Raw genomic sequence first — 14,795 nt, 5'->3', positions numbered from 1 at the left:
CTGAACGTATGTACACCTTATATGCTATTCCAAATTGCGATACCGTAAAAAAGGCCCGCACCTGGCTGGCTGAACACGGTATTGCCTATCAATTTTACGATTACAAAAAACAAGGCATCGACCGGAAAACAATTGAACACTGGCTTACCCAGAAACCTTGGGAGGAGCTTGTAAACCGGGCAGGAATGACCTGGAAGCAGCTTCCCGATGAAAAAAAGCCAACCAACGCGGAAGAAGCAATCGCTTTGATGATTGAAAAACCATCCGTAATTCGTCGTCCCCTGATTGAATCAACGGGGCAGATCGTGGCACTGGGGTTCAAGGCCGACACCTATACTGAAACATTTTCTAACTGACTTGACGTGCCTCGACAGGATGAACAGGATTTACTATATACGAAATCAAATCCTGTTCATCCTGTAAATCCTGTCGAAAACTAAAATCGTATCACTATGTCCAGAAGGCTATTGGATTCCCCGGAAGATGTTAAGTTACTGGTGGATTCGTTTTACGAAAAAGTACAGACTGATTCTCTGATTGGTCCCATTTTTACGGACGTTGCTCAGGTTGACTGGTCAAAGCATTTACCCAAGATGTACGCTTTTTGGGAGTCGATTATTCTGGGTAACAATGCCTATGATGGTCACCCATTCCGACCGCATCTGATCGTCAATCAGCAACACACCCTCACCATTGATCATTTTGAGCGCTGGTTGCAATTGTTTTCCCAAACGGTTACCGAAAACTTTACGGGCGAAATAGCCGAACAGGTTCGGCAACGGGCTACGCAGATTGCGCTCGTCTGGAGTAGTAAGCTCGAGTATCTAAATAATGACTCGTATATGGAGGGGTAACGTGGACCAGAGGTCCACGTTACATATTACTGTTTCGAAAAGACCTTCTTCAAAATATCACTTACCCGTGCGGCTGGGTTCTCCCGTATCTTTTGTTCTTCCTGCGCTACAAGTACAAACAGTCCATCAACGGCTTTGCCGGTTGCGTACTCCGTTAGGTTGGGGTTAACTTTCTTCTGGATGAATGGTATTTTATTGTAAGTATTTACCAGATCAGCATAATACTTAGTGGCATTGTTTTTCTTCAACGTACTATCAATAATAGGCGTAAACTCTGTTACCAACTGCTGGCCCGATGTCCGGCGGAGATATTGGGTGGCAGCATCATTTTGCCCCCGCAGAATCCCTACCGCATCCTGAATGCTCATGGATGTAATGGCCTTAACAAACACAGGGGCGGCTTTCTTGGCAGCATCTTCGGCAGCCCGGTTCAATGATAACTCAAACTGGTCAACCTGCTTACTGAATCCTATTTGCCGAAGTTTGGTCGCTACGTTTTGTGCCTCGGGCGGAAATGCAATTTTCAGCAATGGGTTTTTAAAATAACCATCCAGAGCCGACGCCTTTGCAGAGCCATTGTTTACACCAACACGCAAGGCTTCTTTCAAACCCGTTGCAATATCGCTACTGGTAAGTCCACCCGCTGTACCTGCCGACGGCTGGGAAACGGCATCCAGAATTTTACCAAATATCCCGCCACCAGTAGATTTCTGTGGACGGCCCGTTGAATCCTGGGCGAAACTGGTTTGACTCATGGTCAGGGCCAGCAATGCGGCTGCGAGAACATTTTTTTTCATCACTAAATTAATGAGGTTGCCATTTTATAACGGTCAATGGCGCTAAATCGTTTTTTCGTACTTTTGACCGCTACCAGAAACGAAGGTTTAATCGAACTCGTTCTAGCTACTTTAAGACTGGATCGTACGATCCACGTAACGCGAATGACCAACACGATCCGTGCCGAAATCATTACCATCGGCGACGAAATTCTATTCGGACAAATCACCGATACCAACACACAGTGGATTGGAACCGAACTAACCAATATCGGCATCCGCCCTTTTCGTAAGTCGTCCGTTGGCGATCAGGCCGATGCCATCCTGCAAATTCTGCACGAAGCCCATCAACGGGCGAATGTCATCATTATTACCGGCGGACTCGGGCCCACGAAAGACGACATTACGAAGAAAACGCTCTGCACCTATTTTGGTGTCGGGATGGTTCGTAACGAAACGGCGCTGGCACTAGTAACGAGCTTTTTCGAGAAACGTGGCCGTGCCATGACCGACCTCAATCGGGCCCAGGCCGATTTACCAGCCAACGCTGTTTATATCCAGAACGATTGGGGAACGGCACCAGGGATGTGGTTTGAGCACGAAGGTCGGGTGTATATATCGCTGCCGGGTGTTCCGTTTGAGATGAAACACCTCATGTCAAATCGGTTTCTGCCTAAATTGGCCGAACACTTCCAAACGCCGATCATCAAACACAAGATGATTCGGACGGTTGGCATTGGGGAGTCATTTCTGGCTGAGCGTATTGAAGCCTGGGAAGATGCCCTCCCCGATCATATCAAGTTAGCCTATCTACCCAGCTTTGGGGGTGTAAAACTACGACTAACGGCTACGGGTGATGATAATGCTGTACTCGATCGTGAATTAGCGGAGCAGGTGGAAAAGGTAATGCCCCTGATTGAAAAAAGCGTATATGGTTTTGATAACGACGAACTTGAAAACGTAGTTGGCACGCTCCTGAAAGAGAAAAATCTCACCTTAGGGATAGCCGAAAGCTGCACGGGCGGTTATGTGTCGTCACAAATCACCAAAGTTCCGGGCGCATCGGCCTATTTTTGGGGCAGTATTGTTAGTTATAGCAACGCAGTTAAAGTAACCCAGTTGGGTGTTCAACCCGAAACGCTTGACCAATTCGGTGCCGTAAGCGAAGAAACGATTCGGCAAATGGCCGAAGGAGTTCGGAAGGCGCTTGGTACCAATGTAGGCATTGCCACCAGTGGCATTGCCGGACCCGACGGCGGAACACCCGATAAACCAGTCGGTACAATCTGGATTGCCTGCTCAACCGATCAACGCACGGTTACGCGACTACTTAAACTCGGCCAATACCGCGACCAGAATATTCAACTCACCACAACGTATTTACTCAACATGTTGCGGGAAGAATTACTTAACCAATGAATAATGAAGAATGTAAAATGAATAATAACTAGCTGCTCATTGTACATTCTTCATCATTCATTCTACATTAAAAAGAAATGGCTCTCATCGATATGGTTATGCCCAAAATGGGCGAAAGTATAATGGAATGCACGGTTATAACCTGGCTCAAACAGCCTGGCGACCGTATTGAAGCCGATGAATCAGTACTGGAAGTAGCCACTGACAAAGTAGATACGGAAGTACCGGCTCCCTGTAATGGTATTCTGAAAGAGTTACTGGTAAACGATGGCGATGTAGTGGCTGTGGGTGCCCCAATAGCTCGTATTGAAGCAGATAAGCCTGTTTCATCCGGCACTGAGCCTGACGTGGCAGGAGGGCATTCTAATGCAACGAGTGCTGATAATCCTGACCAAACACCTAAGGGCATTGGTGATGTAGCCAATGTTCCGGCCGAACCAGAAAGCATTGACGTTACCGAGTCAGCCCGTGAACTTGAAGCCACTATTTCAGCAATGAGCAGCCGGGTGGTCACGTCAGCTCCAGTGCCGATACCTGCAGGCAGCGAAGGCGTTTTTCACACACGCTTTTATTCTCCTTTAGTCTTGAATATTGCTAAAGAAGAAGGTATCTCGCGCGACGAACTCGACCGTATTCCCGGTTCCGGTGCTGAAAACCGCGTGACGAAAAAAGACATTCTATCGTACGTCATTGACCGCGCTGAAGGCAGGATCAGCGGGGAACAGGGAGCGGGGAGCAGGGGGCAGGGAGTGATCGACTCGCAGCCGAACTCCGCGCCCCCTGCACCGAGCATCGAGCCCCCTGCTCATCGCTCCGTAAACGGTCAGTCTGATATTATTCAAATGGATCGGATGCGAAAAATGATTGCCCAGCGGATGGTGGAGTCGAAGCAGATTTCACCCCACGTCAGCTCGTTTGTGGAAGCCGATTTAACCCCCGTTGTGGAATGGCGCAACAAGATTAAAGATCGATTTAAGCAGCAAACCGGCGAAAATCTGACCTATACCCCGATTCTGGTTGATGCTATTGTGAAAGCCATCAAGGATTTTCCGCTTATTAACATATCAGTTGATGGTGATCGAATTCTGGTAAAAAAAGCAATTAATATCGGAATGGCAGTGGCGCTGCCCAGTGGTAATCTGATTGTTCCAGTCATCCACAACGCCGACCAATATAACCTTGTTGGTTTAACCAAAAAAGTAAACGACCTGACCAAACGTGCCCGCGAAAATAAACTTACTGCCGACGATTTAGCGGGTGGTACGTATACCTTCTCGAACATCGGTACGTTCGGCAACCTCATGGGTACGCCTATAATTGTGCAGCCTCAGGTGGCTATTATGGCATTCGGAGCTATTGTAAAAAAGCCAGCCGTGATTGAAACCCCACAAGGCGACTTTATCGGTATCCGGCAATTGATGTTCCTCTCCCACTCCTACGACCACCGCGTTGTGGATGGTTCGTTGGGTGGCCAATTCGTACGGCGCGTCGCCGATTATTTAGAAAAATTTGATATAAACCAAACTATCTGAGACCGGGATTAAGCCGATTTAGGGATTAAGCCGATTTTGATTGCGCTTCTTCGAAGCGAATCATAAGAAAAAATCAGTTTAATCCCTAAATCAGCTTAATCCCGGTTCAGGCAACCTTATGAAACAACGCATTGCTATTGACATGGATGATGTCATGGCCGACACCCACGCCAAATTTATCCGGCTTTATCTGGAAGGCGAAATGCCTCGCTACACGCTTGAGGAATTAAAAGAGAAATCGTTTCACGAATTATTCGACGAGAATGAATATGAAGCCATTTCAAAGCGGGTCTATGAACCAGGTTTCTTCAGTGATATTCCAGTCATGGAAGGTGCTCAGGACGTGATTTCCGACCTTATGCAGAAATATGATGTTTTCGTAGCCTCAGCCGCTCAGGAATTCCCGAACTCGCTGCGTGAAAAATGGGATTGGCTACAGGAGCATTTTCCAGCAATATCGTGGCATCACTACATTTTTCTGGGCGACAAGAGCGTACTGAATACGGACTATCTGATTGATGACTTACCCCGAAACCTCCATACATTTCAGGGAGAAGGATTGTTGTTCGATGCCTTGCATAATCGGCATGATACTCAATTCCGGCGCGTGAAATCCTGGCAGGATGTAGCAAAGGTGCTACTATAGTTTCTTTTTTTGTCATTCCGATTTTAGGAGTAATATTAAGCTTGGCATTTAATGGACTTTGAGATTCCTTCTAAAGTCAGAATGAAAAAAATGAAAAAAGGCTCCGAATGTTCGGAGCCTTTTTTATTGCTGGGATTTGACTTAATTAAGCTTCAATTTCCTTTTCAACCTCAACCCGACGATCATGGCCAACTTCAAATTGTGCCTTTTTGGCTTCAGCCGATGGGCGTAACCGAACGATATGCAGTTTGTGGAGGATACCAATGAGCGGGAAGGTAGGATCAAACTCGAACCACTTAGCACCAAAATTTGCTGAGTTCGGGCGTTTGTGGTGGTTGTTCTGGAATAACTCACCCATCATAACCACATCCAGTATCAATGAATTTTTCGATTTGTCCTGATTATCGAAGTTCGAATAACCATACTTATGACCACTCCAGTTGATAATAGCGCCATGTACAGGTCCCATTACAAAGTGAACAGGCAACAGGAAGAAAAATGCCCAGTGCATATCTAAGTAGAAAAATGCAAAGACATAGAATACGGTATAAAGCACACCCCAACCCGCACGAGACACCCATGAATCACCTAGTTTTTCGATGAAATTCCACTCGGGGTAATTCCGGTCAAACTGCTTTTCGATGGCTTGTTTGCGGTGCAGAACAGCATTATAAATATCTTTTGTTTTCCACATCATCGTAAAAATGTTCTTCGTATGATGGGGAGAATGAGGATCTTTTTCAGTATCGCTGAAGGCATGGTGCATCCGGTGAAGCACGGCATAGGCCCGTGGGCTCAGGTACGATGAGCCTTGCGATAAGTAAGTCAACGTATAGAAAAAACGCTCCCAGAATTTGCTCATTGAGAACATTTTATGGGCAGAATAACGGTGCAGAAAAAACGTTTGGCAAAACAGGGACAGATACCAGTGTCCAAGAAATGCGGCCAGTACAATCACAATCTTGATTAATTAAAAGGTGAACGAGACGAGTCACTGAGAATATTACTACAAAACTAACGATTTTCCGACCGGTTTGGGTTTCTTTCTCAAAATAATACTTTAATTAATTTGTGGTCGTGGCATATTGTAACAGATTGGCGCCCATACGCAAAGCCTGTTGACGTACCGGTTCGGGGTCGTTGTAAACGCTCTGATCTTCCCAACCATTCCCTAAATCACACTCATAACTGTAAAAACAGATCAATCTGCCCTGATAAATCAGTCCAAAACCTTGCGGAGCCTTGCCATCATGCTCGTGTACTTTTGGTAAGCCACTGGCAAATTTAAATTTCTGTTGATACACCGGATGATTAAAAGGCAACTCAATAAAGTTGAGTTCGGGAAACACTTTTTTCATCTCCCGGCGGATAAACTTATCCAGGCCATAGTTATCGTCGATGTGCAAAAATCCACCCGACATCAGATACCGGCGCATATTCTGTACGTCGGCATCGCTAAATGTAATGTTGCCGTGGCCGGTCATGTGCACAAAGGGATAGCTAAATATATCGGGGCTCCCAGGCTCTACAATGTCTTCCTCCGGGAAAATATTCATTCGAAGGTTGGCATTGGCAAACTTAATCAGATTCGGTAGTGATGTTTTATTGGCATACCAGTCGCCACCACCATTGTATTTCAACTTGGCAATTTTATAAGCATACTGCGCTTTGGCAATGAAGACTGAAGAATGGAGAATGAAGAACAGGATAAGCAGCTTTTTCATACGTTTATAAAGTTCAATAGCTGACAAGCCGTCAGCGCGGCTGTTTCGGTACGTAATCGGTTGGGGCCAAGTGTCACCATCTGAAAACCAGTTGCAACGGCCTGTTGAATCTCTTTTTCTGAAAAATCTCCTTCCGGCCCAATCAACACAGCATACTTCCCAGTGAGCGTGGCGGCTTTAGCCAAATTTATAGGTGGACCATCGGTCGGTAAATGAGCGATAAACCGTTGCTCTTCTTGAATGGTTTTCACTAGTTCACTAAACGGAATTGCTTCATCCAATATAGGCAAAAATGATTGTAATGATTGCTTCATAGCCGAAACAGCAATCTTTTCTAATCGCTCTAGCTTTAACACCCGGCGTTCGGAATGCTGTCCGAAAAAGAAACTAATACGCTCAATACCAACCTCCACAGCCTTTTCCACAAACCATTCGATACGGTCCAGATTTTTGGTTGGTGCCACACAAATTCGAACGGAGAATGGGCGCGGAGACGTTGTTTTCGTATCCGTTATCCGAAATGTGCAGCGTCGGGCATCGGCCTTTGTAATAACGGCAGTATGTTGGTTTCCGTGTCCGTCTGTAACTGCAATAATCTCACCAATTCCCAAACGCAGGGTTTTAACGGCGTGACGCGAATCATCTTCGCTTAAGAAATCGACAGCAGTGGGCGGACTCAGGCTGGGTTGATAGAACAAATGCATAAGTAACACAAAAGTAGATTATTAGAACCGTACCCATCGGAACCCTACCCGTCATTTTTTTGTAATTTTACAGGATATATGATTCATTGTGAAAAAAGTCGCCTTCTATACACTCGGTTGTAAACTGAACTTCTCCGAAACCTCAACCCTGGCCCGCCTGATGGAACAGCATGGTTACGAGCGTGTGGAGTTCAATCAGCAGCCGGACATCTTCATCATCAACACTTGTTCTGTGACGGATAATGCCGACAAAAAATGTCGAAAAATTGTCCGTGAAGCGCAGAAAATCAACCCCGACGGCTACGTAGCCATTCTGGGGTGTTATGCCCAGCTGAAACCGAAAGAGATTTCGGAAATTCCGGGGGTCGACGCTGTTTTGGGCGCTTCCGAAAAATTCCGGCTGCACGAACTCATGGCTACGTTTGAGAAAGTGCCAACTGGCCAACCAGCGCAGGTATTCAACTCGCCCATTGAGGAAGCCATCGAGTACCACGCTTCCTACTCGCTCAACGACCGAACCCGTACATTCCTGAAAGTGCAGGACGGCTGCGATTATCCCTGCGCTTATTGCACGATTCCGCTGGCGCGTGGGAAAAGCCGATCCGATACGATTTCCAACGTACTACGCGCTGCGCATGAAATTGCCGACCGGGGAGTGAAAGAAATTGTGCTAACCGGTGTAAACATCGGTGATTTCGGCTTGATAGATGGCCAGCGTCAGGAAACGTTTTTCGAATTAGTCCAGGCATTAGACGACGTTGAAGGCATTGAACGATTCCGTATTTCGAGCATTGAACCGAATTTGCTTACCGACGAGATTATTGAGTTTGTTGCGCAATCCAAGCGATTCGTGCCGCATTTCCATGTCCCTCTGCAATCGGGTAGCAACCGGTTACTGGGCCTGATGCGTCGCCGGTACAAGCGCGAACTCTACGCAGAGCGGGTACAAAAAATAAAGGAATTGATGCCCCATGCCTGCATTGGTGTGGATGTAATAGTAGGTCATCCCGGCGAAACCGACACTGAGTTTAAGGAAACCTACCTGTTCCTGAATGAACTCCCGGTTTCCTATCTGCACGTATTCACGTACTCTGAGCGCCCCAATACCACCGCAATAGGTATTAAGCCAACAGTACCCGGTCATGTACGGGCCGAACGGTCGAAGATGCTGCATATTCTGTCGGATAAAAAACGCCGGGCTTTCTACGACTCACAGATTGGCCGCGACGCGACAGTATTGTTTGAGGAAGACATAGCAAACGGTATGATGCAGGGATTCACCGAAAATTATGTACGAGTGGTGGCCCAATATGATCCATTGCTGATAAATGAAACCTTACCGGTTCGATTGACTACAATAAATTCGGAAGGGCTTATGGAAGTTGAGGAGGCCGAACCTGTGTTGGAGAAACACTAACTCTTTTGCAACTTGGGCCGGTAATCGTTACCGGCCTTTTTTGTTTACGTTTGTTCGTATTGTCTTCCCTACCAGGTAGCTGATCGTTCAACAGATAACTCATTGATTCCAATCATTGCCTAATCACCTTTTATCTCCTGCCTATATGAAATTAATCGCTGAAATTCTGATTGGTATTGTCGCCATCGAGCACATCTACATCTTATGGCTGGAAATGTTTGCCTGGACCACCCGAGGACGGAAAACCTTCAAATCTTTCCCGCCTGACCTGTTTGAGCCGACAAAATCACTAGCTGCAAACCAAGGCTTGTATAATGGCTTTTTAGCCGCCGGCCTGATCTGGTCCTTACTGATTGAGGATAGCGCCTGGCGTATAAACGTTGCCGTATTTTTCCTGGGCTGCGTACTTGTTGCCGGTATATTTGGTGCATTAACAGCCCAAAAATCCATATTCTTTGTGCAGGCAATGCCTGCCATTCTGGCCTTACTTGCTTTGTTACTAGCTTAACTTATAGCAGATCACCGAAATGTAGGGTTAGGTGTGACCCTATCGGGGTCACACCAGCCATATACTCTAATTCTTCTAATCACTTCTTTATTAGATAGCCATGACACAAGGAGACGGGACAAAGGAGAATCCCTGGCAACTGAAAACGCCACCCGGTACGGCCGAGTACACCATGTATAAGGCAGAAAAAGATGGTAACGAAATTTTAGTATGTACTGTAGGCAAAACCGTTTTGCACTATGAGTATCGTTGCCTTACTGATCTGCACGACATGTTAAAAAAACACGGCGACTGGGTGGACCTGGGAGCTGCCGACGAACAGAAGCCCGCCAAAGAAGGAACGGTTGAAGCCTGGGGGCGTTCGGCAGAGAATCCCGTTGGAGGATGGTATGGTCTAAAAAAAGGCCTTCGCGGGCGTTTTGGCATGTATGTGCCCCCATTAATGGAAGCGCTTGGACTAGCCGAACTGGAACATAATCCCAAAAACAATCGGATGCGGGCGATCTAGAAACTCAACTCTCTATAAAATAGGAAACCGCTCCCAAATGGGAACGGCTCCATGAGTACAACAAAACCACAGATAAAGCTGCCAGGTATTATGCCAGACAGGTGCCTGTGGCTCTGTCGCTGTATAACGTACTATGTATGATCTACTTTTATAAGCTATTTGTAGAGATCTATTAATCGTATTTTATAGGATGTATGATATAGGATGCGAGACGTTTAGTCTTTATCCTATATCATACATCTACCTAATTTATGCTTCGATGAGGAACTCGTCGTGCTGGCTGACATCCAGACCAGACTTCTCGTCTTCTTCCGTAACACGCAGTGGCAGGATCAGATCCGTTACTTTCAGTAGTGCATACGACATAACGAAAGCAAAGACCGACACAGCAACCAGCGCAATCATGTGGTTGATGAACAGCGTCGTTTGACCAAACGCAAGACCTTCGTCAACAACCGCCGAGTTAACACCTTTGCTAGCGAAGATACCAGTCATAACCATACCAACCATACCACCAACACCATGGCAAGGGAATACATCAAGCGTATCGTCAAGCGTAGATTTCGAACGTAGGTGAGCTACATAGTTCGATACCATTGCACCGACCGTACCAATGAAAATAGCATTCGGGATCGTTACAAAACCAGCGGCAGGCGTAATAGCTACCAGACCAACTACTGCACCGATACAGAAACCCAGAGCCGATACTTTCTTGCCTTTAGCTGCATCAAACAATACCCAGGCCAGACCAGCAGCCGCAGCAGCCGTATTTGTTGTTGCAAACGCCGAAGCTGCCAATGGCGACGCTGCCACAGCAGAGCCCGCGTTGAAACCAAACCAACCAAACCACAGCAGACCCGTACCTAACAGGACAAACGGAATGTTTGCTGGTGGGAAATAGCTGGCTTCGAGGTGCGACTTACGACGTTTCAGATACAAGGCACCAGCCAAGGCAGCCCAACCTGCCGACATGTGAACAACCGTTCCACCCGCAAAGTCAAGAACACCTAATTTGAACAGGATACCTTCTGGATGCCAGGTCATGTGCGCCAGTGGAGCATATACGAACAGGCTAAACAGAATCATGAACAGCACGTACGAACGGAAATTGATCCGCTCGGCCATCGAACCCGTAACCAGAGCAGGTGTAATTACAGCGAACTTCAATTGGAAGAAAGCAAATACAACCAGTGGGATCGAAGCAGCCAATGACCAGGGCTTACCATCCAGTACTCCTTTAAACATGAAGTGATCCATTGGGTTGCCAACGAAACCACCAATAGAGGTTCCAAATGCCAGGCTAAACCCAACAACAACCCATAAAATACTGATAACACCCATCGCTACAAAGCTTTGAAGCATTGTAGAGATAACGTTTTTGTTGTTAACCATCCCACCGTAGAAGTACGCCAGACCAGGCGTCATCAGCAGAACCAGAGCTGTAGCAACAAGCATCCAGGCGGTATCACCGGAGTTGATGCCTTCCGTCACAATTTGCGTTGGAACAGAGTTAAAACCGGGAATTACACCGAGAATGGCGACAATTCCCAACAGAACTAAAGGAATGTAACTGGGCTTTTGCATAGTAATCGAGGTTTTTTGTTGTACTGAATTAATTGAGAAATTAGGTTAAGAAAACGGGGAAAGCTTAGTTAAAACTTAAAGATGGCAGCCATACCAAGCGTAGCTTGCGAGGTTGTCAGTGAACCATCATTTTTCTCGAATTTGTTAGCTGAATAGCTGTCAATCCGCAGTTCGGGCTTGAGCAGCACATGACCATCTGCAGCCGTAATGTTTCCTGTAATTGTGATCGAGTTAACACTCGCACCAAGGCCAGCAGCATCCGTCAGGGCACGGGCACCGTTCTTGTTATCAAACGTTTCGTAACGGGCACCTAAGCCAAATTTATCGGTAAAGGCATAGTTCGTGTACACCGCAACACCACCCCAGCTTTTCGAGGTAGCAGGGCCACCATAGTTCTGATAATCACCCTTCTGTGAGCCAGTAGCCGCATTCAGGCCAAGGAAAAACTTTGGTGAAATTTGATAGGTAGTTGTCAGGTCAAAGAGTTGATACATCGCATCATCAGCCGCAACAGCCACACTATTATTCGGGTTGGTGATGTCTTTCGACGCTTCGTTCGATACAATACCATTCAGGTACACATTCCAGCCAGAAACCGGCGAGAAGAAGAACTGACCGATTAACCCTTTCTTTTTGTTGTTGTCAACCAGGTTATCAACGTTGTTCACCAGACCTAACATTAACGACGCCTTATCGCTGAAGGCATATTGCGCTTTCAGGCCGATGTGATAGAAAGGTCCGTTATTAAAGAGGTTAGACAGCGAGTAGTTATAGTTAAGCGGAGCGTCAATAACTTCATAGCCAATATGGGTACCAAATTGCCCCGCCGTAAACGATAGCTTGTCGGTTGCTTTAAAAACGATGTACGCTTGCTTAATGGCTAACGCAGTTGACCCTGGTGTACCCAGTAAACCAACATTGTTACCATAGTTGCCCAGGTCAGCAAATGTCCCAAATGTCAGGTCCATTACAGCATCGACCTTACTTGCCGAATAAACAGCTTTAGCCTGAATCAAGCCAATCCCGAATTGACCAGCCTTCTGGTCAAACGCTCGTGCATTACCAACACTCGACCCATTCAACCCTAAGTTCGACTGGCTTTTAGGGTTGTTAAAGTTGCCGAAATAATACGTATCCATGTAACCAGAGAACGTAAATTTTCCTGGTGTTGCGGTGGTGGAATCCTGCGCTTGGGCAGCAAAAACAAGAAACAAACAGTTAATAAGTAAAATTGCTTTTTTCATACTAATAATTTGGCGAGTGAATGTTCCAACTCAGGTTGTATTTCGAAGCAAATGTTGTGATATAAATAATCCCACGCAAGTAATAGTCCAAAATAATTACTTGTTTTTGTGTTTTTCAGTCAATATTATTGAAAATATACTATTAAATACACTATAAATGCCGAAAATAGCTTAAAATAAAATTTTTTAATTTATTTGGCTGTATAAGCGATTTGCCAAATATTCTTCTTATACTAAGTTAGCCTTTTTTGAGCCTTAACCAGGCGATAGTAAGGTAATAAAGTCCATAAAACAGCAATGCCCGATCAGTTCGCTGATCGGGCATTGCCAGGTATTCCTCGTTTATTAAAATTTTACGCTTCGGCGTGCAGCCATGCTTTCTTTGCGAGCAGTGTTTCCTCTTCTTCTACATGCTCAGGATCGGGCACACAGCAATCTACCGGACACACAGCTGCGCATTGAGGCTCTTCATGAAAGCCCATGCACTCGGTACACTTATCCGATACTATATAGTAAAATTCGTTTGAAACGGGAGCTTGCGGAGCTTTACCGCTCACAACTGTACCATCGCCAAAATCGACTTCGGTTAATTCGGTTCCTCCACCCCAGGTCCACTCTACTCCACCTTCGTAGATGGCTGTGTTCGGGCATTCGGGTTCGCAGGCACCACAGTTGATGCACTCGTCGGTGATCATGATTGCCATGAGCAGTCTGATTTATATACGCTAAAAATGTGTCTTCCTAAATTGAACAACAAATATAACTATTTAAAGGTTGACAGCAAACTAATATTTCATTACATTAGTTGATGGTGTATTCCATTTGTTTATCTAATTCATGCTTCAATCAGAACGCCTGCAAACGTTCGTGGCCCTGGGCAACTTTCTTCGCTCCGCCAGTGCGCAACCCGAACTTGAGGAAATTGCCCAACGGGCTCATCACAAAAATAACTTCTTTACGCCCGACAATTCCCTAAATGCGTTACGGGCCATTGCCGACCAGTTTCTGTCAGTCGACAAACTTACAGCCTGGTTCCAGCACTATCAGCCCGATCAAACTGCTGCCCTGAACGTTACACCCCGTTTAATTGGTGTCGTCATGGCCGGTAATATTCCGGCTGTTGGCTTCCATGATTTACTCTGTGTGCTAATGAGTGGCCATAAATTACTGGCAAAGCTGAGTACACCGGATTTTGTACTAATTCACTATTTAATACAAAAATTAAAAGAGCTTAATCCTGAATTTACTAATTGGATTGAGGAAGCAGAACGACTGAATGCAGCCGATGCCTATATCGCTACAGGCAGTAATAATACAGCTCGTTATTTTGAATACTACTTTGCCAAAAAACCGCATATTATACGTAAAAATCGGACGTCGGTAGGCTTACTGATGGGCGAGGAGCATGAAGACGAATTCCTGAAGCTGGGCCATGACATTTTAGATTATTACGGGCTTGGTTGCCGGAACGTATCGACTTTACTCGTACCAGAAGGTTATGACTTCATACCGTTATTAAGAGCCCTGGAGCCACAGGCTTCTATTTATCTGAACAACCATAAGTACCAGAACAACTACGATTACAACAAGTCCGTTTACCTCATCAATGGGGTTGCCCATCTGGATAATGGCTTTTTACTGGTGACCGAAAATGCTGGATTGGTCTCCCCTATTTCTGTCTTGTACTTTCAGACGTATCAAACGCAGGCCGATGCATCAGCCTGGCTTACCCGTCATGCCCATCAGATTCAGGTAGTAGCCTCAGCAAATGCGTGGTATCCGGGTAGTGTCTCGTTTGGACAAACTCAACGTCCTGGCCTAAGCGATTATGCCGATGGTGTAGATACGATGGCGTTTCTAAAAGAATTATGAATGATAA

General features: G+C 46.0%; 16 protein-coding genes. 9 read left to right on the top strand and 7 right to left on the bottom strand.

What is annotated here, in order from left to right; all coding sequences use genetic code 11:
• Window positions 1-8: 8 nt before the first annotated feature.
• Both EXU85_RS11605 and EXU85_RS11600 read left to right on the top strand, forming a co-directional pair.
• Window positions 9-356 (top strand): ArsC family reductase, encoded by a 348-nt coding sequence (locus EXU85_RS11605; RefSeq protein ID WP_142772240.1) that lies wholly within the window; start codon window positions 9-11, stop codon window positions 354-356.
• A gap of 96 nt (window positions 357-452) precedes the next feature.
• Window positions 453-854 (top strand): group III truncated hemoglobin, encoded by a 402-nt coding sequence (locus EXU85_RS11600; RefSeq protein ID WP_142772239.1) that lies wholly within the window; start codon window positions 453-455, stop codon window positions 852-854.
• A 26-nt stretch (window positions 855-880) separates the two neighbouring features.
• Here EXU85_RS11600 and EXU85_RS11595 read toward each other — a convergent pair whose 3' ends face one another.
• Window positions 881-1,654 carry a DUF4197 domain-containing protein gene (locus tag EXU85_RS11595; protein WP_142772238.1) on the bottom strand — a complete coding sequence of 258 codons (774 nt, stop codon included), beginning with the start codon at window positions 1,652-1,654 and terminating at the stop codon, window positions 881-883.
• Window positions 1,655-1,795: 141 nt separating this feature from the next.
• Here EXU85_RS11595 and EXU85_RS11590 point away from each other — a divergent pair, with 141 nt between their 5' ends.
• From EXU85_RS11590 to EXU85_RS11580, 3 genes are all read left to right on the top strand, one after another.
• On the top strand, window positions 1,796-3,049 hold the full coding sequence (locus EXU85_RS11590; protein ID WP_142772237.1) for a competence/damage-inducible protein A: 1,254 nt from the start codon (window positions 1,796-1,798) through the stop codon (window positions 3,047-3,049).
• A 77-nt stretch (window positions 3,050-3,126) separates the two neighbouring features.
• Window positions 3,127-4,581: a dihydrolipoamide acetyltransferase family protein gene (locus EXU85_RS11585; protein WP_142772236.1), complete on the top strand. Its 1,455-nt coding sequence runs from the start codon at window positions 3,127-3,129 to the stop codon at window positions 4,579-4,581.
• A gap of 118 nt (window positions 4,582-4,699) precedes the next feature.
• Window positions 4,700-5,227, top strand: coding sequence for a 5'(3')-deoxyribonucleotidase (locus EXU85_RS11580; RefSeq protein ID WP_142772235.1), 528 nt, complete (start codon window positions 4,700-4,702; stop codon window positions 5,225-5,227).
• Window positions 5,228-5,372: 145 nt separating this feature from the next.
• Here EXU85_RS11580 and EXU85_RS11575 read toward each other — a convergent pair whose 3' ends face one another.
• From EXU85_RS11575 to EXU85_RS11565, 3 genes are all read right to left on the bottom strand, one after another.
• The gene (locus EXU85_RS11575) at window positions 5,373-6,185 is read right to left on the bottom strand and encodes an acyl-CoA desaturase (RefSeq protein ID WP_142772234.1); all 813 of its coding nucleotides are present in this window, start codon (window positions 6,183-6,185) and stop codon (window positions 5,373-5,375) included.
• 106 nt (window positions 6,186-6,291) lie between these two features.
• Complete coding sequence (locus EXU85_RS11570; protein WP_142772233.1) at window positions 6,292-6,951, bottom strand: DUF4159 domain-containing protein; 660 nt, start codon at window positions 6,949-6,951, stop codon at window positions 6,292-6,294.
• Entirely contained in the window at window positions 6,948-7,655 is a 708-nt protein-coding gene (locus tag EXU85_RS11565) for a 16S rRNA (uracil(1498)-N(3))-methyltransferase (RefSeq protein WP_142772232.1), read from the bottom strand. The genes EXU85_RS11570 and EXU85_RS11565 overlap by 4 nt, the downstream gene beginning before the upstream one ends.
• A gap of 88 nt (window positions 7,656-7,743) precedes the next feature.
• Here EXU85_RS11565 and mtaB point away from each other — a divergent pair, with 88 nt between their 5' ends.
• The 3 genes from mtaB (at window position 7,744) to EXU85_RS11550 (ending at window position 10,088) form a co-directional block, all read left to right on the top strand.
• Window positions 7,744-9,072 carry a tRNA (N(6)-L-threonylcarbamoyladenosine(37)-C(2))-methylthiotransferase MtaB gene (gene mtaB, locus EXU85_RS11560; protein WP_142772231.1) on the top strand — a complete coding sequence of 443 codons (1,329 nt, stop codon included), beginning with the start codon at window positions 7,744-7,746 and terminating at the stop codon, window positions 9,070-9,072.
• 145 nt (window positions 9,073-9,217) lie between these two features.
• A complete protein-coding gene (locus EXU85_RS11555; protein WP_142772230.1) occupies window positions 9,218-9,580 on the top strand; it encodes a DUF1304 domain-containing protein in 363 nt (120 codons plus the stop codon).
• Window positions 9,581-9,680: 100 nt separating this feature from the next.
• Entirely contained in the window at window positions 9,681-10,088 is a 408-nt protein-coding gene (locus EXU85_RS11550; protein WP_142772229.1) for a DUF6855 family protein, read from the top strand.
• Between the two features lie 249 nt (window positions 10,089-10,337).
• Here EXU85_RS11550 and EXU85_RS11545 read toward each other — a convergent pair whose 3' ends face one another.
• The 3 genes from EXU85_RS11545 to EXU85_RS11535 all read right to left on the bottom strand — a co-directional run bounded on the left by EXU85_RS11545 (window position 10,338) and on the right by EXU85_RS11535 (window position 13,620).
• On the bottom strand, window positions 10,338-11,672 hold the full coding sequence (locus tag EXU85_RS11545) for an ammonium transporter (protein WP_142772228.1): 1,335 nt from the start codon (window positions 11,670-11,672) through the stop codon (window positions 10,338-10,340).
• A gap of 68 nt (window positions 11,673-11,740) precedes the next feature.
• The gene (locus EXU85_RS11540; protein WP_142772227.1) at window positions 11,741-12,916 is read right to left on the bottom strand and encodes an outer membrane beta-barrel protein; all 1,176 of its coding nucleotides are present in this window, start codon (window positions 12,914-12,916) and stop codon (window positions 11,741-11,743) included.
• 353 nt (window positions 12,917-13,269) lie between these two features.
• Window positions 13,270-13,620 (bottom strand): 4Fe-4S dicluster domain-containing protein, encoded by a 351-nt coding sequence (locus EXU85_RS11535; protein WP_142772226.1) that lies wholly within the window; start codon window positions 13,618-13,620, stop codon window positions 13,270-13,272.
• 133 nt (window positions 13,621-13,753) lie between these two features.
• On the opposite strand from EXU85_RS11535, the gene EXU85_RS11530 reads away from it, so the two are divergent.
• Complete coding sequence (locus EXU85_RS11530; RefSeq protein WP_142772225.1) at window positions 13,754-14,788, top strand: acyl-CoA reductase; 1,035 nt, start codon at window positions 13,754-13,756, stop codon at window positions 14,786-14,788.
• The last annotated feature ends 7 nt before the right edge of the window (window positions 14,789-14,795 follow it).

It is taken from the genome of Spirosoma sp. KCTC 42546 (assembly GCF_006965485.1).
Taxonomy (GTDB): domain Bacteria; phylum Bacteroidota; class Bacteroidia; order Cytophagales; family Spirosomataceae; genus Spirosoma.
This window is presented reverse-complemented; position numbering and strand designations above follow the sequence as displayed.

Excerpts from the sequence above, each read along its gene's own strand:
- EXU85_RS11550 (WP_142772229.1), top strand. The coding sequence starts at position 9,681 with ATGACACAAGGAGACGGGACAAAGGAGAATCCCTGGCAACTGAAAACG.
- EXU85_RS11540 (WP_142772227.1), bottom strand. The coding sequence starts at position 12,916 with ATGAAAAAAGCAATTTTACTTATTAACTGTTTGTTTCTTGTTTTTGCT.
- EXU85_RS11535 (WP_142772226.1), bottom strand. The coding sequence starts at position 13,620 with ATGGCAATCATGATCACCGACGAGTGCATCAACTGTGGTGCCTGCGAA.
- EXU85_RS11570 (WP_142772233.1), bottom strand. The coding sequence starts at position 6,951 with ATGAAAAAGCTGCTTATCCTGTTCTTCATTCTCCATTCTTCAGTCTTC.
- EXU85_RS11590 (WP_142772237.1), top strand. The coding sequence starts at position 1,796 with ATGACCAACACGATCCGTGCCGAAATCATTACCATCGGCGACGAAATT.
- EXU85_RS11555 (WP_142772230.1), top strand. The coding sequence starts at position 9,218 with ATGAAATTAATCGCTGAAATTCTGATTGGTATTGTCGCCATCGAGCAC.
- EXU85_RS11605 (WP_142772240.1), top strand. The coding sequence starts at position 9 with ATGTACACCTTATATGCTATTCCAAATTGCGATACCGTAAAAAAGGCC.
- EXU85_RS11545 (WP_142772228.1), bottom strand. The coding sequence starts at position 11,672 with ATGCAAAAGCCCAGTTACATTCCTTTAGTTCTGTTGGGAATTGTCGCC.
- EXU85_RS11600 (WP_142772239.1), top strand. The coding sequence starts at position 453 with ATGTCCAGAAGGCTATTGGATTCCCCGGAAGATGTTAAGTTACTGGTG.
- EXU85_RS11530 (WP_142772225.1), top strand. The coding sequence starts at position 13,754 with ATGCTTCAATCAGAACGCCTGCAAACGTTCGTGGCCCTGGGCAACTTT.
- EXU85_RS11565 (WP_142772232.1), bottom strand. The coding sequence starts at position 7,655 with ATGCATTTGTTCTATCAACCCAGCCTGAGTCCGCCCACTGCTGTCGAT.
- EXU85_RS11585 (WP_142772236.1), top strand. The coding sequence starts at position 3,127 with ATGGCTCTCATCGATATGGTTATGCCCAAAATGGGCGAAAGTATAATG.
- EXU85_RS11580 (WP_142772235.1), top strand. The coding sequence starts at position 4,700 with ATGAAACAACGCATTGCTATTGACATGGATGATGTCATGGCCGACACC.